Origin of the sequence: Rhodococcus sp. IEGM 1330, assembly GCF_033142445.1 — a bacterium.
GTDB lineage: Bacteria > Actinomycetota > Actinomycetes > Mycobacteriales > Mycobacteriaceae > Rhodococcoides.
In genome coordinates this window covers 106,457-126,349 of the sequence record NZ_JAWLSB010000013.1, presented here as the reverse complement: position 1 = coordinate 126,349, position 19,893 = coordinate 106,457, and the positions used below count along the sequence as shown (strand labels likewise).

Genomic DNA, 19,893 nt, shown 5'->3' with positions numbered 1-19,893 from the left:
CCGCGAAATCTACCGGCTCCTCAAGCCTGCAAAACCCCTCGAAAAGAGCACTTGACACTCATAGGAGCATCCACTGCGCGGAGCGCACTACAGGCGGTCTTTGACAGCCTTCGACAGTCGAGATCCGTCGGCCTTGCCTGCGGCCAGTCCCGATGCGATCTTCATGACCTGACCCATCTGCTTCATCGCCGGTCGCTCCCCGAGGTCTTCGGCGACCTGCGCGATGGCGGTGTCGACGATGTTCGCCAGTTCCTCGTCGGTCAAGGGCGTCGGTAGGTATTCGTCGATGATCTGCGCCTCGGCGCGCTCGTTCGCAGCGAGTTCGCCGCGGCCGTTCTGCGTGTAGATCTCGGCCGACTCGCCGCGCTTCTTCGCTTCTTTGGCAAGCACTTTGAGAACGTCGTCGTCGGTCAGATCGTGGGCCTCCTTGCCGGAGACCTCCTCGGTCTGGATGGCGGCGAGAATCATGCGGAGCGTTGCCAGGCGGAGTTTGTCCTTCGCCTTCATCGCTGCGGTGAGGTCGGTTCGGAGGCGGGCCTTGAGTTCGGACATGGCGGAAACGCTACGCGGAGCAGTTGTCGGCTCGCACGTCCATATCCCATTGCTGCCGTATCGTGGATGGGGTGTCCGCACAATTCAGTCCCTCGTTTCTCCGTACCACGACGCAACTGCGCGGTGCCTCCACGCAACTGCGCTCGGTCGCCGAGCAAGCGCGAGATGCCGTCAGAGCAGCACCGCTGAGAAGTTCCGTGATCGGAACGGCAGGCGCGGCCGCGTTGGGCCTCGGATACGCCACGCTCATCGAGCGCAACGCCTTCACGCTGCGCGAGACATCCATGGCGGTGCTGGAGCCGGGTTCGGCGACCCTGCGCGTGCTCCACATCAGCGACCTACACATGATGCCCGGCCAGCGGATGAAGCAGAACTGGCTCCGTGAACTGGACCGGCTCGAGCCTGATCTGGTCGTCAACACCGGAGACAACCTCTCCCATCAGCGCGCTGTCCCCAGCGTCGTGCAGGCACTGGGTCCGATGCTCGCTCGGCCCGGCCTGTTCGTGTTCGGCAGCAACGACTACTTCGCTCCCAAGCCGAAGAACCCGTTCAAGTATTTCGACAAGAACCACAAGCGCACTACAGGTGACGCGCTGCCGTGGCGCGATCTGCGGGCGGCGTTCTCCGAGCGCGGCTGGCTCGACGTCACTCATGTACGTCGCGAACTCGAGGTCGCCGGGGTACGCATCGCGGCGGCCGGAGTCGACGACCCGCACCTGAAGCGCGATCGATACGACACCATCGCCGGGCAGCCGAATCCTTTGGCCGACCTGCGCCTGGGCATCACTCATTCGCCGGAGCCACGAGTGCTGGACAAGTTCGCCCAGGACGGTTACGACCTCGTCCTCGCCGGTCACACGCACGGCGGGCAGCTGTGCCTGCCGTTCTACGGTGCCCTGGTGACGAACTGCGAGATCGACCGCTCGCGGGTCAAAGGCCCGTCCAAGTGGGGCGCGCACACCCAGCTGCACGTCTCCGCGGGCGTCGGAACCTCGCCGTACGCGCCCGCTCGGTTCTGCTGCCGGCCCGAGGCCACGCTGATCACGCTCACTCCGGCCCCCAGAATGGGTCCGAAAAACGTCTCCGACGAGGGCGTTTCGCGTTCCGAGGCAGTCGTGAGTTAGACTTCTCCAGCGGCACACGGGGTGTGGCGCAGCTTGGTAGCGCGCTTCGTTCGGGACGAAGAGGTCGTGGGTTCGAATCCCGCCACCCCGACAGTTGGACCACGAAAAGGGACCCACTCGATCCAGTCGAGTGGGTCCCTTTTCTTTGCCTGATCGACGCTACTGTGAGTCGACTCTGCCGACCCCGATCGAACGGATCTCACGACCCATGCCGACACCAACCCGCGTCCACGTCACCCACCGGTTCGTTTCTCCGCCCGAGGTCGTGTTCGCTGCACTGTCCGAGCACGAGAACCTGGCCCAGCTGTTCAGTGCGAAGGTCACCCGACTTCGAGACGGCGACACCTCCCGCAACGGAGTCGGCTCCGTGCGCAGCATCAAGCTCGGGCCGCTTCCCGCGTTCGAGGAGACCACTGTCGTCGCCGAGCCGAACTCGCTGATCGAGTACCGCATCACCAAGGGCAGCCCGCTCCGCGGGCACTGGGGCGTGCAGCGGTTGACTCCCACCACCGGTGGTGGCACCGAACTCGACTACACGATCGGGTTCGATTCACCGGTCCCCGGCCTCGCTCCTATCGTCGGCAAGGCACTGACGTCGAGAATCTCCAAGAACCTGTCGACTCTCGCCCCGTAGCCGATTCTGCGCGCAGGTATCACAATGAGCCCATGACCGAGAGCTTCGAGGGCGCATCGTGCACGGCAACACTGGATGTCGATGCCAGCACGCTGACTTTCGTTCACCGGGGGTGGACCGCGACGTCCGAGCAGAAGAGGCTCTCGCCCGTCGTCGTTCCGCTCGGCGACGTCGAGGGCGTCGAGTACGAGTGGAGACGGTTCACCGGGTGGTTTCGGGTACGTCTCCACAGCGAGCAACCCTGGCCCCGCAAGGTGCACACGGATCCGCACGGACTGACGTGCGGGGAAGATCCCGGCCCGTTCGTGGCTCTCGTAAAGGCCGCCGTCGCTGCTGCAGAGCCCCTTCCGGTGCCGGTCGGACAGGCACCGACCGCTGAACCGGTGTCCTCGTCGCCGCCGACGCCTGCCCCAGAACCGGACGGACCGTCAGTGGCGGGGAAGGTGGCAAAGGGGCTGGGAAAGAGCATCGTCGACGGGATGTTCCGTAGCTTCTGACCCAGCCGACGTCAGCTGGACGCAGCGCGCAGTTTCTCCAGCAGCGGGCCTGCGGCCTCGGCCAAGAAGCGTTCCTGAGTCTCGTCACCCACCTGCACGAGTGCGATGTCGGTGTACCCGGCCTCCCAGTACGGCTTCACGGCCTCGACGATGGCGTCCAGGTCCGGTCCACACGGGATGGTGTCGGCCACGTCCTCTTTCCGCACGAATTTGGTGGCTCCGGCGAAACCGGCCGTCGTCGGCAGATCGGCGTTGACGGCCCAGCCACCGGCGAACCAGCGGAATCGATCGTGCGCACGATCGATGGCCGCGTCCTTGTCCGGGTCCCACGAAATGGGGATCTGGCCGATGGATCGCGCCGGGCCCTCATGATTGTCCGACCACGCCTTGACGAGATCGGCATCCGGCTCGGTGGCGATGAGGTGATCGCCGTACTCGGCGAACCGCGCCACGGCCTTCTCACCGCCGGCGGCGATGCCGATGGGCACGCCGCCCTCGGGCAGGTCCCAGATACGGGCGGAGTCGACGCGAAAGTGCTTGCCGTCGTAGGTGACCAAGCCACCGGCGTGCAATGCCCTGATGATCTCGAGCGCCTCGACGAACATGTCCTGCCGCTTGTCGATGGACGGCCAGCCCTCGCCGACCACGTGCTCGTTGAGGTTCTCGCCGCTGCCGAGGCCGAGGGTGAAGCGGCCGTCGGCCAGGATCTGCATCGTGGCGGCCTTCTGCGCGACGACGGCCGGGTGATACCGGATGATCGGGCACGTCACGTACGTCATCAGCTCGACGCGTTCGGTGGCCTGAGCCACCGCGCCCAGTGTTGTCCAGGCATACGGCGAGTGGCCCATTGACGACAGCCACGGCGAGTAGTGATCGCTGGCGACCTCGAAGTCGAAGCCGACTCTCTCGGCACCGACTGCGTACTGCACCAACTCTTTCGGGCCGCTCTGCTCGGTCATCAAGGTGTATCCGAAATTGGTCATATGTGTCTCCTAGATAGTTGCGACGGAGCCGGCGTCGACTCGATAGTTGGATCCGTTGACGAAGGACGCGCGATCCGAACACAGGAACGTGATCACCGAGGCCACTTCCTCGGGCTCACCCCGACGTCCGAGCTCCATGTACGGACGCTCCTCGTCGAGGAAGCTCTCGATCGCCCCGTCACGGTCGGTTCCCATTTCTTCGGCGCGCTTGTCCATCATCGCGTCGGTCATCGGGGTGTGAATGAACGCGGGCGAGACCGCGTTGACCAGCAATCCCTCCGACGCATAGCTGCGCGACAGACCCTTGGCGAGCGCCAGCACACCGGCTTTGGCTGCGCAGTAGGGCAATTCGTCGTCGTAGGGCTGCACGGCGTCCTCCGACGTCAGCAACACGATGCGTCCCCAGCCGCCGCGGCGGAGTGCGGGCAGAAACGCCCGCAGCAGCCGAACCGGTCCCATCAGGTCGATGTCCAGAGTGGAACGCCACCCTTCCTCGTCGATCTCGTGGAACAGCCCCTGGGCACCCGTCACGCCCGAGGACTGGACGAGAATGTCGATGTCCCCCACTGCCTGCTGCGTGCGTGCGGCCAGGTTCTCGACGGCCTCGGTATCGGTGACGTCCGCAGCGAAGGCGAACAGTTGCCCTTCCGGTGCCCCGAGTTCGGCCGCGGCGGCGTCGAGGGAACTCTGATCCTTGTCACTGATGACGACCCGAACGCCCTCGGCCAACAGCATTTTCGCGGTGTGCCAGCCGATGCCGGAGTCTGCCCCGGTCACCAGCGCGGTTCTACCGTCGATTCCCAGATCCATACGATCCCACTTTGCGCTAGAGGTTGATGTCAGGCTGTAGCGTCGTGCGAGCGCGCAATGGTCAGCGCCGCATTCACCAGGGCCAGGTGGCTCAAGCCCTGCGGGAAGTTACCCAGAAACGATCCATCCGAAGCATCGATCATTTCGCTGTACAACCCGACGTCGTTGGACAGCTCCACCAACTGGTCCATCAGGGCCGTGGCTTCGTCGTCTCGGCCCACACAGGACAGCGCCGACACCCGCCAGAACGCGCAGGCCACGAAGGTCGCTTCTTCCTCGGACACGCCGCTGTAGCGATACATCAGCGGTCCGGCACCGAGTTCTTCGACGAGAGCATCGATGGTGGACGAAAGACGTTCTCCGCGATCGAAATCCATCTCGGCCGCCAGCAGCACCGACGCATCGAGCCCGTCTGCACCCGGGTACGCGAGGTAGGCCTGACGCTCGTCCGACCAACACTCGGTCTCGATGTAGTGCCGGATCCGTTCCTTCTCGGCTTTCCAGCGATCGGGTATACCCGGGATCTCCCCGGCCTCCGCCAAGTGCACCGCGCAGTCCAATGCCTGCCAGCAACCGAGTTTGGAGCTGGTGTAGTGCTGCTCGTCCTCGAGCTCCCAGATCCCGGCGTCCTTGCGCTGCCACGAATCGCAGGCCTCGTCGGCGATGGTGGCGAGCAGCCGACCGGTCTGCGCATCGAGGATGTTTCCTGCGTCGACGTACTGCCGGATGATCGAGAACAGGTCGCCGAAGATCATCAACTGCAGCTGGTCCGCCGCAGCGTTGCCGTTGACCACCGGCCCGATGCCTCGCCAGCCGGGAACGTCGGGTTGTTCGGTGCCACCGGGCAATTCACCGCCGAGGGTGTAGAACACGTTGACCAACGGATCGTTGGCACGGATTACTTTCAGCAACCACGCCACCGCAGCGTGGATCTCCTCACGAAGACCGAACCGTTGCAGCGCACGGATGGTGTAGGCGGCGTCGCGAACCCACGCGTAGCGGTAGTCCCAGTTCTTGCCACCGGTCCGGTTCTCGGGCAGCGAGGTCGTCGCGGCGGCAGCAATGGCACCGGACGGACTGTGCAGCAACAACTTCAATGCCAGCGCGCTGCGAGCTACATGTTCCGCCCACGGACCCTCGTACGAGAACTCGTCGGACCACACGCGCCAATTGTCGATGGTCCGGTCGATCCCCTCGTCGAGATGCTGCGGATCGGGCAACGGCAGCGGCTCGTTCTCCGTCCCCACGACGCCCAGCACATGCCGCGAGCCCGGTTGGGTGGAGACGACCCCACCGATGTCACGGTCCGCCACGCGCACGTTCTCGATGCCCAACGTCCGCACCGCCAAGGTCAATCCGTCGACACGCAGAACGGTGCCGTGCTCGGTGTCGTACGCCCACGGCGACGCGATGCCGAGCATGGTGCCCGGTGCCACGGACCATGCCAGCCCGACGGTGCCGTCGAGGCCCTCGACGCGGCGGGCCAACTCCACCCACGGAAGACGCCCGGCGACCCCGGTGTTCAACGAGTCGGTGATCCGAACGGTACCGGTGTCGGTGCGGAACGTAGTACTCAGAACGTTTGTCCCAGGGACGAATTCACGCTGGACGGTGAACTCTTCCACCGGCGTCAGTTCGATGTATCCGCCGTTCCCGGCGTCCAGCAACGCTGCGAAGGGCGGCGGCGAGTCGAGGTTCGGCACCGGAAACCAGTCGATCCGGCCGTCGTCGGCGATCATCGCCACAGTTCGGCCGTCGCCGATGGCTCCGTAACTTTCGATGGGGACGTGGCCGTCGACCCTGGGGCACGGCTTTCGGAACTCGTTCAAGCACGTACCTTTCCAGCGAAGACAGGGCTGCCCTGGACGTGTTCCAGCAGATCCGCCGGGTCGTCGAACACCGCTGCCGCGCCCGCGTCGACCAATTCTCCGCGCGAGATGCCTCCACTCAGTACACCGATGGCGCGTACGCCCGCGCGACTGGCCGACTCGATGTCCCAGACACTGTCGCCGACCATCACCGCGCGCTCCGCTTCGACGCCGGCACGTTCGAGTGCAACCGCGATGATGTCGGGCTCGGGCTTGGCGACCTCGGCATCCTCGCCGGACGTCACGACGGCAACAGAATCCTCGACGTCGAGCAGGTCGCGCAACGTCGTCAGTTCGCTCTCCGGGGCCGAGGTGGCCAGCACTACGGTGACTCCACGAGAGTTCAAGTCCGCCAACAGTTCACGGGCACCGGGGAGCACTTCGAGATCTCCCGAGGCTGCCGCGTAGTACTCGCCGTGCAGCTTCTTCGCCTCGCCGGCCAGCGCACTGTCCGACGATCCGACGAGCGTCTCGAGCAACGTGGACCCGTCCATCCCGATGCAGCGGTGAATGCGCCAGGAAGGCACTGCGCGGCCGGCGTCACGGAAGGCCCGCGACCACGCGTCGACGTGCGCGTAATTGGAATCGACGAGGGTGCCGTCGATGTCGAGCAGAACTGCGTCGACCGGCGGGTTGGAAACAGGCATGACCGCCGAATACCCATGGTCGATACACGCAAACAGTCCACACACAAAACAACAGGCCCCCCGCTGTGTGCGAGGGGCCTGTCGGGTGGAAAACGTCAGCTGGCCTGGGCCTGCCACATCCAGTGCAGCTGCTCGAGTCGCGCCGTGATGGCGATGAGCAGGTCCTGGGTCACCGGATCTGCTTCGCCGGTGTCGGCGATGCGTCCGCGAAGACGCTCGACGACCGCGGCGAGGTTGTCGACGACGGCCGGGACGACCTCGCTGTCCTGAGTCCATCCGGCACCGAAGCCCTTGGTGCCTGCCGTCGAGGAGACGGTGGCTGCGCGGCCGTCGGGGCTGACTCCGATAGCGGTGGCGCGCTCGGCGGCCTGATCGGTGAATTCACGTGCGGCCGTGACCAACTCGTCGAGCTCGAGGTGCACCGACCGGAAGTTCTTGCCGATCACGTTCCAGTGCGCCTGCTTGGCGATGAGCGAGAGGTCGATGAGATCGACCACGGTTCCCTGGAGCGCGTCGCCTGCGATCTTCTGCTGACCTGCGTCGAGGGTGCTGGTGATGGGGTTCGTCATGATGTGGCCTCCCTGCCGTTGGACGACGGTATGCATCGCACACCATTATTGTTCTTCCGTCTGTACTACACAACGGCATGTGGCCACGCGTTGTTCCGGATCGACGCCATCTTCGCTGTGACGCCGATCCCAGGATCGATCGGGTCAGACCTTCGCGGCCTCGTCGGCAGGATCGTCGATCGCGCCGGCACCCGTGGTCGGTGCGGTCTCGTCCTGCTGCGACCGAACGCCTTCCTCGACCTTCTTGCCGAGCTCGGCATCGACGTTGGTCCAGTACTCGAACACCCGACTCAGGACGGGCTCGCTGACGCCGTTGAGCACGTGTCCGACAATATTTCCGACGAGACGCTCGCGCTGCGCGTCGTCCATGACCTCGCGGACCAGGGCTCCCGCTTGCACGAAGTCGCCGTCCTCCGGGTGCTCGATGTACCCGGTCCGCACGAAACGAGGCTCGAAGTCCCACGCGCCGTCGTCGCCGTACTTGTTCGTGTCCGCCGACGGGCCGCCGAACGAGTTCGGTGCGTACACCGGCGTTTCCGGGGAGTTGAACGAGTACCGCATGTTGCCGTCCTTGGAGTACGAGTTGACCTCGGACTTCGGGGCATTGACCGGCAGCTGCGCGTAGTTCGCTCCGATGCGGTATCGGTGCGCGTCGGCGTAGGAGAAGACGCGTCCCAGCAGCATCTTGTCCGGGCTGAAGCCGATGCCGGGCACGGTATTGGACGGCTCGAACGAGCTCTGCTCGATCTGAGCGAAGAAGTTCTCCGGGTTGCGGTTCAAGGTCATCTTGCCGACCTCGATCAACGGGTAGTCCTTCTGCGACCAGACCTTGGTGAGGTCGAACGGGTTGTACTTGTAGTTCTCGGCCTCGTCGTACGGCATGAGCTGGACCTTCAACGTCCAGCTGGGAAAGTCGCCGTTCTTGATGGAGCCGAACAGGTCCTGACGGTGGTGGTCGGGTGAGGTACCTGCAACCTCGTCCGCCTTGTCCTGCGTCAGGTAGTCGATACCCTGATCGGTCTTGAAGTGGAACTTGACCCAGGTCTTCGTGCCGTCCTCGGCAATGAGCTGGTAAGTGTGCGAACCGAATCCGTCCATGTGGCGGAACGACTTGGGGATACCGCGGTCACCCATGAGCCAGGTCACCTGGTGTGCCGACTCGGGCGAGAGGGTCCAGAAGTCCCACTGCATGTTGTTGTCGCGCAGACCGGAATCGGGCATGCGCTTCTGGCTGCGGATGAAGTCCTGGAACTTGATCGGATCCTTGACGAAAAAGACCGGGGTGTTGTTGCCGACCAGGTCCCAGTTGCCTTCCTCGGTGTAGAACTTCAGCGAGAAGCCGCGCGGATCGCGCCAGGTGTCGGGGCTGCCCTGCTCGCCGGCCACGGTGGAGAAGCGCGCCAGCATCTCGGTCTTGGCACCGGGCTGCAACGCCTTGGCCTTGGTGTACTTGCTGATGTCTCCGGTGATTTCGAGTTCACCGAACGCGCCTGCGCCCTTGGCGTGCACGACGCGCTCCGGGACCCGCTCACGGTTGAACTGCGCCATCTTCTCGATGAGGTAATGGTCGTGCAGAAGAATCGGTCCCTGCGTTCCGGCGGTCAGCGACTGATCGTCGCTGGGGACGGGGATTCCCGAATTGCTGGTGGTCGGTTTGTTGGTGATCGGCTTGGTCATACGAAGCCTCCTGAAGGGCTGAATCGAGTTCGAAGAGGGCTGCTCTTCGAAAGATCTGTGAAACCGAGCGGCCGTACGCTGGACCGCAGTGTCAGACGGAATGCCTCGTGCAGTCGCCGCACAAACCCCAGAAGACGATTTCGGCTTCGTCGACGACAAATCCGTGAGTGTCTTGGGGTACGAGGCACGGCGCTACTCCGACGACGCAGTCGACATCGGCCACCCCGTGGCACTCTCGGCACACGAGGTGGTGATGGTTGTCCGCCGTCCGGCACTCGAAAAGCGCGGCCGAACCGGCAGTTCGATGCGCCGTAGCAGACCTGCGTCGACGCAGGCCCTGAGCACGTCGTAGACGGCCTGAGTCGACACCGAGCCGCCTGTCTCACGAACGGCGGCAGCGATGTCGTCGGCGTCCGAGTGCGGTCGGGCTGTGACCGCATTCAGGACTGCAATTCGGGGTCCGGTGACGCGGAGACCGACCGAGCGCAACTGCGCTGGAGGGTCGACGCGTTCGGTGAGCTGCATGTATTCCAGTATGCCTCTAATCTGGACTAAGTCAAGATAAGCAGCTCCGGGCTATCCGACCAGCCGCGCTTCACCCGTCCGCATCGACCCCGACACGATCTGCAACCCGAAATACGTGCCCGACGGCATCCAGCGACTCAACGTCGGGCCCTTCGCGTCCACCTCCACGCGGGCCACCCTGGCTCTGCCCCTCAGACTCGCGGTGGCGATAGCCGAACCGCCGGACACCGGCTGCGCGAACCCGATCGAGCCGAGCATCGGGAACTGCGGTCCCACGGCGCGAGACGTCGTCCGCACCGACCATTCGTCGCCGCTCGCCCCGGCCTCGCCCAGCACGTCGCCCTCGAATTCGGCCAGCACCTTGGGCAGGTGCCAGTTGGTCCGGCCGCCGTGCACCGACGTCGCGGAATCGACGGCGATGAACGGCACCGCCATCCGCGGAACGCGTCCGACATCCCGGACCAGAGCCGGACTCGCCAGGATCTCGCGGTACGGGCCGACCGGCGAGGTGGTGTAGTCGACGACCATGCACATCGTGATCGGCAGCGTCTTGGCACCGGTCGGGGCGAAATCCGACGACCGCGCTCGATGCCACCAGATCGTGGCGCGGACATTCGCCGGCCACGGCGCTGCCGGACTGACCGGCCAGTCGGTGCGTTCGGTCTCGGATTCGGTGACACTCCACATCAGGAATCCCTCCCCACGACGGTCAGGGGGAGCCGCAGGGCGCCCGGCGCCGACACCGGCACCACCGGGTGCACGGGCTGAGTGGGTGTGATCTCCTGATACCCCGAGCCCACCGTGGGTCGCCGATCGGGCTCACCCTTGTTGGGCCACAACGCCATTGCTCGCTCGGCCTGGGCCGTGATCGTCAGGGACGGATTGACGCCGAGGTTGGCGCTGACGGCAGAACCGTCGAGCACGTGCAGTCCCTCGTAGCCGTAGACCCGCTGATACCCGTCGATCACGCCGGTCTGCGGCGAGTCACCGATCGCGCAGCCACCGAGAAAGTGCGCGGTCATCGGAATGTTGACGATCTCGGCGATCGAGCCACCCGGGTCGCCGCCGATCTTGTCCGCGAGCAGACGAATCGCCTCATGCCCCTGCGGAATCCACTGCGGCGGTGGATCACCCGCACCAGGCCTGCTGGTGAGGCGACGCCCGAACGGTCCCTTCTTCGATCCGAGCTCGAGCGAGTTGTCGTCGGTCTGCATCACCAACGCGATGACGGTTCGCTCCGACCACCGATGCACCGACAGGCTTCGCACCGCAGCGCCGGGATGACGCAGCGCGACGCCCAGGGTCTTGAGGATGCGTGGCATCTTGCCGCCGCCGTCGCTGAGCACGGTCTGCAACAGGCCGATGGCGTTGCTGCCCTTGCCGTATCGCACCGGCTCGATGTGCGTGTGATCGTCCGGATGAAACGACGACGTGATCGCTACACCCTCGTGGTAGTCGACCTCACGGCCGCGGGCGGTCGCCGCGAGCACGGCCTCGGAGTTGGTGCGCACGAGCGAACCGATCCGCTCCGACAGCCGCGGTAGCGAGCCCTTCTCCTTGGCCGCGAGCATCAGCTTCTGGGTGCCGTAGGTACCGGCCGAGAAGATCACCTGATCGGCGGTGATCGTCTTCTCTGTGCGACGCAGCTTCCCGCCGGTCCGACGCGTCACCACGTCGTAGCCCCCGCCGTTCGGCCGAACGTCCACGACGGTCGTCATCGGAAGAACCTGCGCACCAGCGTGTTCGGCGAGATAGAGGTAGTTCTTGACGAGTGTGTTCTTCGCGCCGACGCGGCAGCCGGTCATGCACGCTCCGCATTCGGTGCAGCCGGTACGCTCGGGCCCGGCACCGCCGAAGAACGGGTCGGGCGCAGTGCGGCCGCGATCTCCGAAGTAGACGCCCACCGGGGTCGAGGCGAACGTGTCCCCCACGCCCATGTCCTCGGCCACCTCTTTCATCACCTTGTCCGAGGCGGTGATGGTCGGGTTGGTCTCGACGCCGAGCATCCGGCGAGCCTGGTCGTAGTACGGATTCAGCTCGCGCTGCCAATCGGTGATCGAACCCCACTGCGGGTCCTCGAAGAACTTGGCCGGGGGTTGGTACAGCGTGTTCGCATAGTTCAGCGAACCTCCACCGACGCCCGCACCCGCCATCACCAACACATCGGGCAGCAAGTGGATACGTTGCACCCCATAGCAACCCAGCGCCGGAGCCCACAGGTACTTGCGCAAACGCCAGCTGGTCTTCGGCAGCTCGTCGTCCTCGAAACGGCGACCGGACTCGAGAACCGCCACCCGGTAGCCCTTCTCGACTGCCCGCAATGCGGCGACACTGCCGCCGAAACCGGAGCCGATGATCAATACGTCGTAGTCGCTCATGCGGATACCACCTCGTTGTCTGAGTCGAGAGTGTCGGAGACGAGCCGATAGTTCGATGCGTCGAACTGGCGCGTCTTGTTGCGGAACCGGAATGTGTAGGTGGGCCACATCGTGGAGTTGCGGCCGTTGGCGTCGAGGTACCAGCTCGAGCAACCACCGGCATTCCAGACGGTGCCGTCGAGCGCGGAATCGACCCACGAATTGTGCTGCCGCTGAGCGGATTCGTTGACCTCGACGGCCACGATCCTGCGATCCTTCATTTCGTTCAGCGCGGATACCACGTAGTTGGCCTGCGACTCGAGCATGTAGACGATGGAACTGTGCCCGAGGTTGGTGTTGGGGCCGTACATCAGGAACAGGTTCGGGAAGCCGGCGACGGTGGTCCCGAGATGCGCCTGCGGGCTGCCGCCCCAGTGCTCCGCGAGCGTCCGACCGTCGTTGCCGCGCAGCAGATGCGACACCGGCGGTTCGGTGGGGGTGAACCCCGTCGCGAAGATGATCGTATCCACCTCGTGGTTGCGGCCCGAGGCGTCGACGACGCCGTTCTCGGTCACCGACGTCAGCCCCGACGTCACGAGATCGACATCCGACCGGTCGAGCGTCGGCAGCCAATCGTTGGACAGCAGAAGCCTTTTGCAGCCGGGTGCGTAGTCGGGAGTCAGCGCCGCACGCTTCACGGGGTTCTTGACCTGACGCTTCAGATTCGACTTCGCGAACACCTTCACCGCGGGCAGCATCCACGGGTTGTCCGCCAACACGGTCACGTAGGCCTCGCGGTAGCCGTAGATGACACCACGAACTGCGCGGTGCGCCAACGGGATTCGCTCGTACAGCGTGCGCTCGAGCCGGCCGATGGTGCGGTCGAGGCGGGGAATGACCCACGCGGGGGTGCGCTGGAAGACAGTGAGCCGTTCGGCGCGGTCGGCGATCTCGGGCACGAACTGCACCGCCGAGGCCCCGGTGCCGATGACGGCGACGCGCTCGCCGGTGAGGTCGTGCTCGTGATTCCAGGTGGCGGAGTGGAACACGGTGCCGGCGAACGTATCGATGCCGGGGACGTCCGGGATCTTCGGAGTGGACAGCGCCCCGGTGGCAGCGACCAACACCCGGGCGCTCGCCGACCCCTGCGACGTCTGCACCGACCACCGCTTGTTCACCTCGTCCCAGGTGGCGGACCGAAGTTCACAGTTCGTGACGATGCGATCCTTCAGGCCGAGACGATCCACCACCGAACGCAGGTAGTCGAACAGCTCCGGCTGACGCGCGAAGGTGTGACTCCACTTGGGACTCGGGGCGAACGAGAACGAGTACAGCGAGGTCGGCACGTCGCACGCACACCCCGGGTAGGTGTTGTCTCGCCACGTGCCACCCACGTCGGCCGCACGTTCGATGACGGTCACGTCGGCACTCGGGTCGGCGGCGAGGATCTTCGCCACCGCGGCCAGGCCTGCGAAACCGGCTCCGACCACCAGCACGTCGAGCTGTTCGGGCAGTGTTGCGTTGCGTGCGGGCAGCGTTGCGTTCACGAATCCATCACCTTTTCGGACCAGATCGGCAGGAGCCGCCCGCGCAGTTGCGCGTCGGCTTCGGAAGTACGGAACAGCGCCGAGACGGCGAGACCGCGGGCGAGTTCGACACTGAGCTCGATGGATTCGGGGGACATCCGGCTACCCATGACGATCTGGGCACCGCCCTGAATGGCCTCGGCGACGCGCCGCTCCAGTGGGATCATCGCCTCGTGCAGCGCCGGGTCGGTACGGGCCGCCACCCAGAGCTCGAGCGCGGCGTGGAAGAGGGGGCCGGAGAACGCGTCGGCGAGGATCTCGGGCCCTCGCTCTGGGTCCGGTTCTGCTTCGAGGATCTCCGAGAGACGACGATCGACGAGGTGCTCGACGGCCGCGATCAGCAAGGATTCCTTGGTCGGAAAATGGTGCAGCTGCGCTCCCCGCGAGACACCGGCACGCCGCGCGATCTCCTGGGTGCTGGTCTTGGCGAAGCCCAGCTCGACCAGGCAATCGATCGCGGCATCGAGCAGCTTCGCCCGAGTGCCCGCGGTGCGTTCGGCCTGCGTCCGGCGCTCGGTGGGGGCCGTGTCGTCGAGCCCTGTGTCGGTAGTCACACTTTGCACAGTAGCGCTAAATCAACAAACAGTCCAGCCTGACTTTAAGTTGCCCGCGGATCGCTAGATGCAGGCCTGCGCCCCGTCCATCACTCCGTGCCGGAACGCCTCCACCCGCAGGAACCCGCTGCCCTGGCGGGACTCGTCACCGTCGCCGCGGAAGAGCAGCAACGCTGCGATCGCCTCGTCGAGATCGCCCGGCGAGAGGGTGTATCCACTGGTAGGACGGTTCTGCAGCAGTACGCTCGCCGCCCAACTCCCGGCGAAACAGTCGCCCTGTAGGGACGCACCCTGGTCGTCGGCGTCGATGCCTGCCCGCGCCATCCCCGCCAACCCGTACTGCGTCGCGATGAGCGCAGCGACCGCAAAATCCCCACCCTGCTCGTAGAACCGCGGCATCGCGTCGACGGCATCGAACCCCACGTAGTCGTCGGGCACGCAGTAGAACAGCACGTAGCCGGTCGCGGATCGGCCGCCGCAATCGGGAGCGTCGGACGGGTCGAACGCGATCACCGGATTCAACGGCTGCCACGGCCTGCCGGTCAACTCCGGAAAGAGCAGACTCCAGTAATCCTCGAGGTCTTTCGGAACGCCGTCGATGATCTGCGCGAGCGGAGCGTCGCCGCCGCGGTCCGCGTCGGACTGGCTGGTGAACGGCAACTGCAGGACGGGAGGCGAACCGTCGACGTACGGCGCGCACTCCACCGGGCCGCCGTCGAACCCGGTCTGGAACGAACTGACGCGATCGAAGCCGCTGCCGTGCGCGGAGTCGCTCTCGGCGGAACTGCCCGGCTCATCACGTAGATACAGGAAACCGGCCAGCGCACTGTCGAGTTCGGCCTGGGACGGATCGAACACGGTACCGTCGGACACTGCGTGCGCCGCCCACGCCCCGGCGAAGCAGTCCGCCTGGATCTCACTGGTGACCGTCATGCCCTCGAAGTTCACACGCGCCTGGATGGCATGCCCCCACTCGTGCGCCATCACGACGGGAATCACGAAGTCGCCGAACCGTTGTCGGAGGTCAGGAAGCAATCCCTCACTGTCCCAGGCCACTACGTCCGCACCTGGACAATAGAACGCATTGCCCGCGATGTCATCAGCCGACGACGCGCACGGCGGCACGTCACCGGACGACGGCACCACCGCGTAGAAGCCGCCACTGACGGGCGTGTATTCGCTCCCGTAGACCGCGGGAAACTGTTCGGCCCAGTACGACTGCAGATCATCGATCGCCGCGGCGGCGATCTCGTTCACCGGATCGGACGCATCACCCACGATCCCCTCCGTTGCGGGCCCGTCTGCCGCGACCGCCTGGGGTGTCGATTCCGTTGTGCTGCTGTCGGATTGCGCTGGAGTGCCACATGCGGACAATGCCAACGCAACCACCCCGACCACCGCGAACGCCTTCACTGCTGACCTCATGACTGCAGACGCTAACCAGTGAGGATTGGAAATCGATTGGACGGTGCGCACCACTTTCCAATCCATTTCCAATGTCGCGGTTCTACGATCCGGTCGGTTCAACCCCTGCTGTAGCCACATGAATGCTGTATCGGAACAGACGAAAGAGGACCGATGACAATCTCTACTATTGGTGTTCGCGGGGCCGCATGCGCGGCCGTGGCGATTCTCGCGTTCACCGCCGCCGGATGCAGCGGTGACTCCGACACAGCGACGGCCACCACCTCGGCAGCCGCAACGACCACGACGACGACAGAGGCCGCCGCGACCACGACGGTCAAGAAGCTGGCACCAGCCACCACCACCGAGGCACCCACCGGGCCCAACCCCACCATCGCCGACTACATCGTCGACGCCGGCCTGACCGAAATCCCCGTCACCCGTGATGATCTCACCGCGCCCACCATCAACCTGGCCATACCGGACGGCTGGGTGGACGCGGCCGAGCAGACCCCCGACTGGGCGTACGGAGCGATCATCTACCCCGAGGTCGCCGCCGACGAGCGCACGCCGAGCATGATCGCCATCGTCTCCAAGCTCGACGGCGACGTCGATCCGCAGGCCATCATCGACTACGCCCCAGGCGAATTGATGAACCTGCCCGGATTCACCGCGTCCGGAGAGGGCGCTGTCTCGACGCTGTCGGGCTTCCCCGCCTACCAGATCGCCGGCACTTACACGGACGAAGAGACGGGAGAGGAACTGGTATCGGCGCAGAAGACGACGATCATCACAGGGCAGGACGGATACTACATCCTGCAGATCAACGTCGACGGTAGCGTCGACCAATTCGATCTGCTGGTCGACGCCACCACCGTCGTCGACGAACAAACCGTCATCACGCCGTAAACTGTTGCCGAGCAGGGTGATCGGAGCGTCGGTGCTCCGATCACCGTGAGACGGGTTTGCCCCATGTCCGTGTCTGAACAGGGCTCTGTGTCTCCCTTGAGCATCGGCCCCGACGAGCCGTACTCCGAGCCGAAACGCTTTCTCCGCAAGCTGAGCCTGCTGCGTTGGCTGGCGCTCGCGAACAACTGTCCGGCGGGGCTGAAGCAGTTGACCCAGGTTGGACTACTGGCCGTCTGGCCGGTGTGGTTCGTGTGGGTGATCATCCGCGCCGGGTGCTTCTTCGCGTTCTGGCTGCTGCTCTCCCCCGTCCGTTCGCACCAGAAGAAAAACCACCCGGAGGACTTCGCCCGAGCGCAGGCGCGTCGCCTGCCCTGACACGGTCATCCACTCTGCCGAATATTATTGCATCGTAATCGGTTTCATCGACTACCCGCGGCCGAAAGTACAGCCGCGAAGCCCTCTTGCAGATCCCTGACGAAATGGTCGGGATCTTCCAGCGACGGAAAATGTCCCCCTGACGCCGGTGCCCTCCATCGGACGATCTGCCGAAAGCGGTGCTGAGCCCAGGCGCGAGGATTCTTCTCGATGTCGCGGGGATACGTCGTGATCGCTGCCGGAACGTCGACCCGCAGGTCCGGATCGAGCGAGTTGTGGCTCTCGTAGTAGATCCGAGCCGACGATGCACCGCTGCGCGTGAGCCAATACAGGGTGACGTTGTCGAGGATGGTGTCCCTGGAGATCGTCTCGAACGGACTGTCTTCGGTGTCCGTCCATTCGGCGAACTTGTCGAGAATCCAGGCGAGCAGCCCCACCGGGGAGTCGACGAGCGAGTATCCGATGGTCTGCGGCCTGGTTGCCTGTTGCTTCGCATACGCGCAGTGGTGTCGCCGGAAATTTTCGGTGTCCTCGGTCCACCTGCGCTCGTCGGGAGTGAGCACTTCCGTCGTCATCCCCGGTGGTGCCTGCGCGAGAGTCGTGTGGATTCCGATGACATGCTCTGGGAATCTGCCACCGAGGATCGTGGTGATCACCCCTCCCCAGTCACCTCCGTGAGCGAGAAATCTGGGGTATCCGAGGCGCTCCATCAGCTGAACCCACGCGGCGGCGATCTTTTCGGTTCCCCACCCGGTCATGGCCGGCTTGTCGCTGTAACCGAAGCCGGGCAGTGACGGGATCACCACGTGGAACGCCGGCGCGTCGGCATCGCGGGGATTCGCCAACTCGTCCGCGATATCAACGAACTCGACGCAACTGCCCGGCCAGCCATGGGTCACGATCAGCGGGGTGGCATCTGCGCGTGCGGATCGTCGGTGCAGAAAGTGAATACCGACGCCGTCGATCGTCGTACGCCACTGACCGACTCGATCGATTCGTCCCTCGAACAGTCGCCAGTCGTACTCGGTACGCCAATAGTCGACGGTCTCGACGAGGTCGGCCAGCGGAACACCTTGTTCCCATCGGCCCGCGCCGGACGACACCGTCTCCGCTTCCGGGAGGCGTGCAGCCTCCAATCGCGCGCGTAGATCGTCGAGGTCGATGTCGGACGCGCGGGACTCGAACGGTTGCACGTCGAAGTTGCTGAGTGTCGTCATGGGCTTCTCCTCCTTGGAACCAGCTAAGCCAGTTCTACATCTAGTCGCCGTCTGAGCGCAACCGGCTAAGCTGGTTCCATGGCTGCAGACTTCCCCTACTTCCGCCTCGGTAGCGTGCTGTCCACCGCGTTCACCGGGACACTGACCGAGCGACGCGGCGACGCGGTGGAACGAATCCCGGTGCCACATCGATTCCTCGACTGGTTGGCACTGAACGGACTCGCCGTGGAGAACTGCACCGCGACCCAACTGGATCTGGCTCGAGAACTACGAGAAGCGATACACCTCGCCGCGACGGCGGCAGCGGGCCACGAGGCTCTACCCACGTCGGCCATCCAGGTCGTCAACGACCACAGCATTCGGGGCCACGCGTCGGCAGTCCTGACACCCGAGGGCAAGAGACGGTGGCGGTTGGGCGCGGAGTCAGCCGTCGAAGATGCCCTGGGAGTCATCGCTGCTGACGCCATCAGCATCATCTCCGGCGAGCGGGACGGAAAGTTGGCGCTGTGCGCATCGCCCAGCTGCCGGGCCGCGTTCTTCGATACCAGTCAGAGCCGCAGCCGGAAATGGTGCGACATGAATACGTGCGGGAACCGTCAGAAGAAGGCGCGATTCGTGGCCAATCAGCGTCGTATTTCCGAGTGAGTCGATCGACCGCGCAGCAGTTTGCGCCGACAAGCCGCGGGCAACTCTGCTGCCATGCCTCTCGCCTCGCATGGACGCTTCGACTACTCCCCCATCGTCGACCGGCCGCAATTCGACTGGCCGGGTGGCGCGCGCCTCGCGGTGTACGTCGCCGTCAACTGCGAGCACTTTCCGTACGACGACGGCGAACCCGGCCTGGGATACACGCCCGCGATGGATCAGCCCGATACCTACAACTGGGGCTGGCGTGAGTACGGCAACCGCGTAGGCGGCTTCCGCATCGCAGAAGCGATGCACAAGAGCGGGATTCGACCGACACTGCTCGTCAACACCGAGGTGTACGAGCATGCCCCGCAACTGGTCGACGCCTTCCGCGGTGTGGGTGCGGAGGTCGTTGCGCACGGCCGAACCAATGCCGTTCAACCGAACGACCTGGCCGAGGACGCGGAGCGCCGCTCGATCGATGAGGTCACCTCCGCCATCGAGCGTCACGAAGGAAGGCCACCTCGCGGATGGATGAGCCCCGGTGCCGACCCCAGCCGCGTGACCGAGGACCTACTCGCCGAACGCGGCTACGAGTACACGCTGGATTGGCCCATCGACGATCAGCCCGTGTGGCTCGACACCCGGGGCGGCCCGTTGCTCAGCATCCCGTACCCGCACGAGATCAACGATCTTCCGGTGTTCGTTCACCATCACCAGACCGCAACAACGTTCGAGCGCAACATAATCGACAGTTTCGACGAGCTGAAGGAGAACTCGGAGCACCAACCCGTGGTGCTCGCGATCTCGCTGCACACCTTCCTCACCGGACAGCCCTACCGACTTCGACGGTTCCGCGCGGCGCTGAAGCACATGACCGACAACAGCGACGGCGTCTGGTTCACCACCCCGGGCGAGATCGCGACGCACTACCGAGAGCTGGTGCCCCCAGCCCCCGCTCGTGGCGACCGGTGAGGA

The 19,893-nt window shown here is 65.0% G+C and carries 20 protein-coding genes, 1 tRNA gene and 1 pseudogene; 8 read left to right on the top strand and 14 right to left on the bottom strand.

Annotated features, from left to right (window positions below; genetic code table 11):
- Positions 1 to 87: 87 nt before the first annotated feature.
- Positions 88 to 552, bottom strand: a complete 465-nt coding sequence (locus tag R4P57_RS24465) for a GatB/YqeY domain-containing protein (RefSeq protein ID WP_032395267.1) — start codon at positions 550 to 552, stop codon at positions 88 to 90.
- A 185-nt stretch (positions 553 to 737) separates the two neighbouring features.
- Between R4P57_RS24465 and R4P57_RS24460 the strand changes: the two genes are divergently transcribed.
- The 4 genes from R4P57_RS24460 to R4P57_RS24445 all read left to right on the top strand — a co-directional run bounded on the left by R4P57_RS24460 (position 738) and on the right by R4P57_RS24445 (position 2,807).
- Positions 738 to 1,676: a metallophosphoesterase gene (locus tag R4P57_RS24460; RefSeq protein WP_317805462.1), complete on the top strand. Its 939-nt coding sequence runs from the start codon at positions 738 to 740 to the stop codon at positions 1,674 to 1,676.
- Between the two features lie 17 nt (positions 1,677 to 1,693).
- Positions 1,694 to 1,767, top strand: a tRNA-Pro gene (locus R4P57_RS24455).
- Positions 1,768 to 1,884: 117 nt separating this feature from the next.
- Positions 1,885 to 2,310, top strand: coding sequence for an SRPBCC family protein (locus R4P57_RS24450; RefSeq protein WP_317805459.1), 426 nt, complete (start codon positions 1,885 to 1,887; stop codon positions 2,308 to 2,310).
- A gap of 32 nt (positions 2,311 to 2,342) precedes the next feature.
- On the top strand, positions 2,343 to 2,807 hold the full coding sequence (locus tag R4P57_RS24445) for a DUF4429 domain-containing protein (RefSeq protein WP_317805458.1): 465 nt from the start codon (positions 2,343 to 2,345) through the stop codon (positions 2,805 to 2,807).
- 11 nt (positions 2,808 to 2,818) lie between these two features.
- On the opposite strand, the gene R4P57_RS24440 is transcribed toward R4P57_RS24445, so the two are convergent.
- The 12 genes and pseudogenes from R4P57_RS24440 to R4P57_RS24385 form a co-directional block, all read right to left on the bottom strand.
- Complete coding sequence (locus R4P57_RS24440) at positions 2,819 to 3,790, bottom strand: LLM class F420-dependent oxidoreductase (RefSeq protein ID WP_317805457.1); 972 nt, start codon at positions 3,788 to 3,790, stop codon at positions 2,819 to 2,821.
- Between the two features lie 9 nt (positions 3,791 to 3,799).
- On the bottom strand, positions 3,800 to 4,600 hold the full coding sequence (locus R4P57_RS24435) for an SDR family oxidoreductase (protein ID WP_317805456.1): 801 nt from the start codon (positions 4,598 to 4,600) through the stop codon (positions 3,800 to 3,802).
- 29 nt (positions 4,601 to 4,629) lie between these two features.
- Positions 4,630 to 6,429: a glycoside hydrolase family 15 protein gene (locus tag R4P57_RS24430; RefSeq protein WP_317805455.1), complete on the bottom strand. Its 1,800-nt coding sequence runs from the start codon at positions 6,427 to 6,429 to the stop codon at positions 4,630 to 4,632.
- Positions 6,426 to 7,115, bottom strand: a complete 690-nt coding sequence (locus R4P57_RS24425; RefSeq protein WP_317805454.1) for an HAD family hydrolase — start codon at positions 7,113 to 7,115, stop codon at positions 6,426 to 6,428. The genes R4P57_RS24430 and R4P57_RS24425 overlap by 4 nt, the downstream gene beginning before the upstream one ends.
- A gap of 95 nt (positions 7,116 to 7,210) precedes the next feature.
- Positions 7,211 to 7,684 (bottom strand): DNA starvation/stationary phase protection protein, encoded by a 474-nt coding sequence (locus R4P57_RS24420; protein WP_317805453.1) that lies wholly within the window; start codon positions 7,682 to 7,684, stop codon positions 7,211 to 7,213.
- 144 nt (positions 7,685 to 7,828) lie between these two features.
- The gene (locus tag R4P57_RS24415; protein ID WP_411742433.1) at positions 7,829 to 9,361 is read right to left on the bottom strand and encodes a catalase; all 1,533 of its coding nucleotides are present in this window, start codon (positions 9,359 to 9,361) and stop codon (positions 7,829 to 7,831) included.
- Positions 9,362 to 9,452: 91 nt separating this feature from the next.
- Positions 9,453 to 9,886, bottom strand: a pseudogene (locus R4P57_RS24410) (Fur family transcriptional regulator).
- 51 nt (positions 9,887 to 9,937) lie between these two features.
- A complete protein-coding gene (locus R4P57_RS24405) occupies positions 9,938 to 10,573 on the bottom strand; it encodes an acetoacetate decarboxylase family protein (protein ID WP_317805452.1) in 636 nt (211 codons plus the stop codon).
- Positions 10,573 to 12,264, bottom strand: a complete 1,692-nt coding sequence (locus tag R4P57_RS24400; RefSeq protein WP_317805451.1) for a GMC family oxidoreductase — start codon at positions 12,262 to 12,264, stop codon at positions 10,573 to 10,575. The genes R4P57_RS24405 and R4P57_RS24400 overlap by 1 nt, the downstream gene beginning before the upstream one ends.
- The gene (locus R4P57_RS24395) at positions 12,261 to 13,790 is read right to left on the bottom strand and encodes an NAD(P)/FAD-dependent oxidoreductase (protein ID WP_317805450.1); all 1,530 of its coding nucleotides are present in this window, start codon (positions 13,788 to 13,790) and stop codon (positions 12,261 to 12,263) included. The genes R4P57_RS24400 and R4P57_RS24395 overlap by 4 nt, the downstream gene beginning before the upstream one ends.
- Entirely contained in the window at positions 13,787 to 14,392 is a 606-nt protein-coding gene (locus R4P57_RS24390; protein WP_411742432.1) for a TetR/AcrR family transcriptional regulator, read from the bottom strand. The genes R4P57_RS24395 and R4P57_RS24390 overlap by 4 nt, the downstream gene beginning before the upstream one ends.
- Before the next feature lie 54 nt (positions 14,393 to 14,446).
- Complete coding sequence (locus tag R4P57_RS24385; protein WP_317805448.1) at positions 14,447 to 15,808, bottom strand: neutral zinc metallopeptidase; 1,362 nt, start codon at positions 15,806 to 15,808, stop codon at positions 14,447 to 14,449.
- Positions 15,809 to 15,961: 153 nt separating this feature from the next.
- On the opposite strand from R4P57_RS24385, the gene R4P57_RS24380 reads away from it, so the two are divergent.
- On the top strand, positions 15,962 to 16,696 hold the full coding sequence (locus R4P57_RS24380; RefSeq protein WP_317805447.1) for an LpqN/LpqT family lipoprotein: 735 nt from the start codon (positions 15,962 to 15,964) through the stop codon (positions 16,694 to 16,696).
- 63 nt (positions 16,697 to 16,759) lie between these two features.
- Positions 16,760 to 17,071 (top strand): hypothetical protein, encoded by a 312-nt coding sequence (locus R4P57_RS24375; protein ID WP_317805446.1) that lies wholly within the window; start codon positions 16,760 to 16,762, stop codon positions 17,069 to 17,071.
- 44 nt (positions 17,072 to 17,115) lie between these two features.
- On the opposite strand, the gene R4P57_RS24370 is transcribed toward R4P57_RS24375, so the two are convergent.
- On the bottom strand, positions 17,116 to 18,288 hold the full coding sequence (locus R4P57_RS24370) for an epoxide hydrolase family protein (protein ID WP_317805445.1): 1,173 nt from the start codon (positions 18,286 to 18,288) through the stop codon (positions 17,116 to 17,118).
- 78 nt (positions 18,289 to 18,366) lie between these two features.
- On the opposite strand from R4P57_RS24370, the gene R4P57_RS24365 reads away from it, so the two are divergent.
- On the top strand, positions 18,367 to 18,933 hold the full coding sequence (locus tag R4P57_RS24365; protein ID WP_317805444.1) for a CGNR zinc finger domain-containing protein: 567 nt from the start codon (positions 18,367 to 18,369) through the stop codon (positions 18,931 to 18,933).
- Between the two features lie 54 nt (positions 18,934 to 18,987).
- Positions 18,988 to 19,890 (top strand): polysaccharide deacetylase family protein, encoded by a 903-nt coding sequence (locus R4P57_RS24360; protein ID WP_317805443.1) that lies wholly within the window; start codon positions 18,988 to 18,990, stop codon positions 19,888 to 19,890.
- Positions 19,891 to 19,893 lie beyond the last annotated feature (3 nt).

Excerpts from the sequence above, each read along its gene's own strand:
- R4P57_RS24400 (WP_317805451.1), bottom strand. The coding sequence starts at position 12,264 with ATGAGCGACTACGACGTATTGATCATCGGCTCCGGTTTCGGCGGCAGT.
- R4P57_RS24445 (WP_317805458.1), top strand. The coding sequence starts at position 2,343 with ATGACCGAGAGCTTCGAGGGCGCATCGTGCACGGCAACACTGGATGTC.
- R4P57_RS24420 (WP_317805453.1), bottom strand. The coding sequence starts at position 7,684 with ATGACGAACCCCATCACCAGCACCCTCGACGCAGGTCAGCAGAAGATC.
- R4P57_RS24435 (WP_317805456.1), bottom strand. The coding sequence starts at position 4,600 with ATGGATCTGGGAATCGACGGTAGAACCGCGCTGGTGACCGGGGCAGAC.
- R4P57_RS24360 (WP_317805443.1), top strand. The coding sequence starts at position 18,988 with ATGCCTCTCGCCTCGCATGGACGCTTCGACTACTCCCCCATCGTCGAC.
- R4P57_RS24365 (WP_317805444.1), top strand. The coding sequence starts at position 18,367 with ATGGCTGCAGACTTCCCCTACTTCCGCCTCGGTAGCGTGCTGTCCACC.
- R4P57_RS24380 (WP_317805447.1), top strand. The coding sequence starts at position 15,962 with ATGACAATCTCTACTATTGGTGTTCGCGGGGCCGCATGCGCGGCCGTG.
- R4P57_RS24375 (WP_317805446.1), top strand. The coding sequence starts at position 16,760 with ATGTCCGTGTCTGAACAGGGCTCTGTGTCTCCCTTGAGCATCGGCCCC.
- R4P57_RS24415 (WP_411742433.1), bottom strand. The coding sequence starts at position 9,361 with ATGACCAAGCCGATCACCAACAAACCGACCACCAGCAATTCGGGAATC.
- R4P57_RS24370 (WP_317805445.1), bottom strand. The coding sequence starts at position 18,288 with ATGACGACACTCAGCAACTTCGACGTGCAACCGTTCGAGTCCCGCGCG.
- R4P57_RS24385 (WP_317805448.1), bottom strand. The coding sequence starts at position 15,808 with ATGAGGTCAGCAGTGAAGGCGTTCGCGGTGGTCGGGGTGGTTGCGTTG.
- R4P57_RS24465 (WP_032395267.1), bottom strand. The coding sequence starts at position 552 with ATGTCCGAACTCAAGGCCCGCCTCCGAACCGACCTCACCGCAGCGATG.
- R4P57_RS24405 (WP_317805452.1), bottom strand. The coding sequence starts at position 10,573 with ATGTGGAGTGTCACCGAATCCGAGACCGAACGCACCGACTGGCCGGTC.
- R4P57_RS24425 (WP_317805454.1), bottom strand. The coding sequence starts at position 7,115 with ATGCCTGTTTCCAACCCGCCGGTCGACGCAGTTCTGCTCGACATCGAC.
- R4P57_RS24440 (WP_317805457.1), bottom strand. The coding sequence starts at position 3,790 with ATGACCAATTTCGGATACACCTTGATGACCGAGCAGAGCGGCCCGAAA.
- R4P57_RS24450 (WP_317805459.1), top strand. The coding sequence starts at position 1,885 with ATGCCGACACCAACCCGCGTCCACGTCACCCACCGGTTCGTTTCTCCG.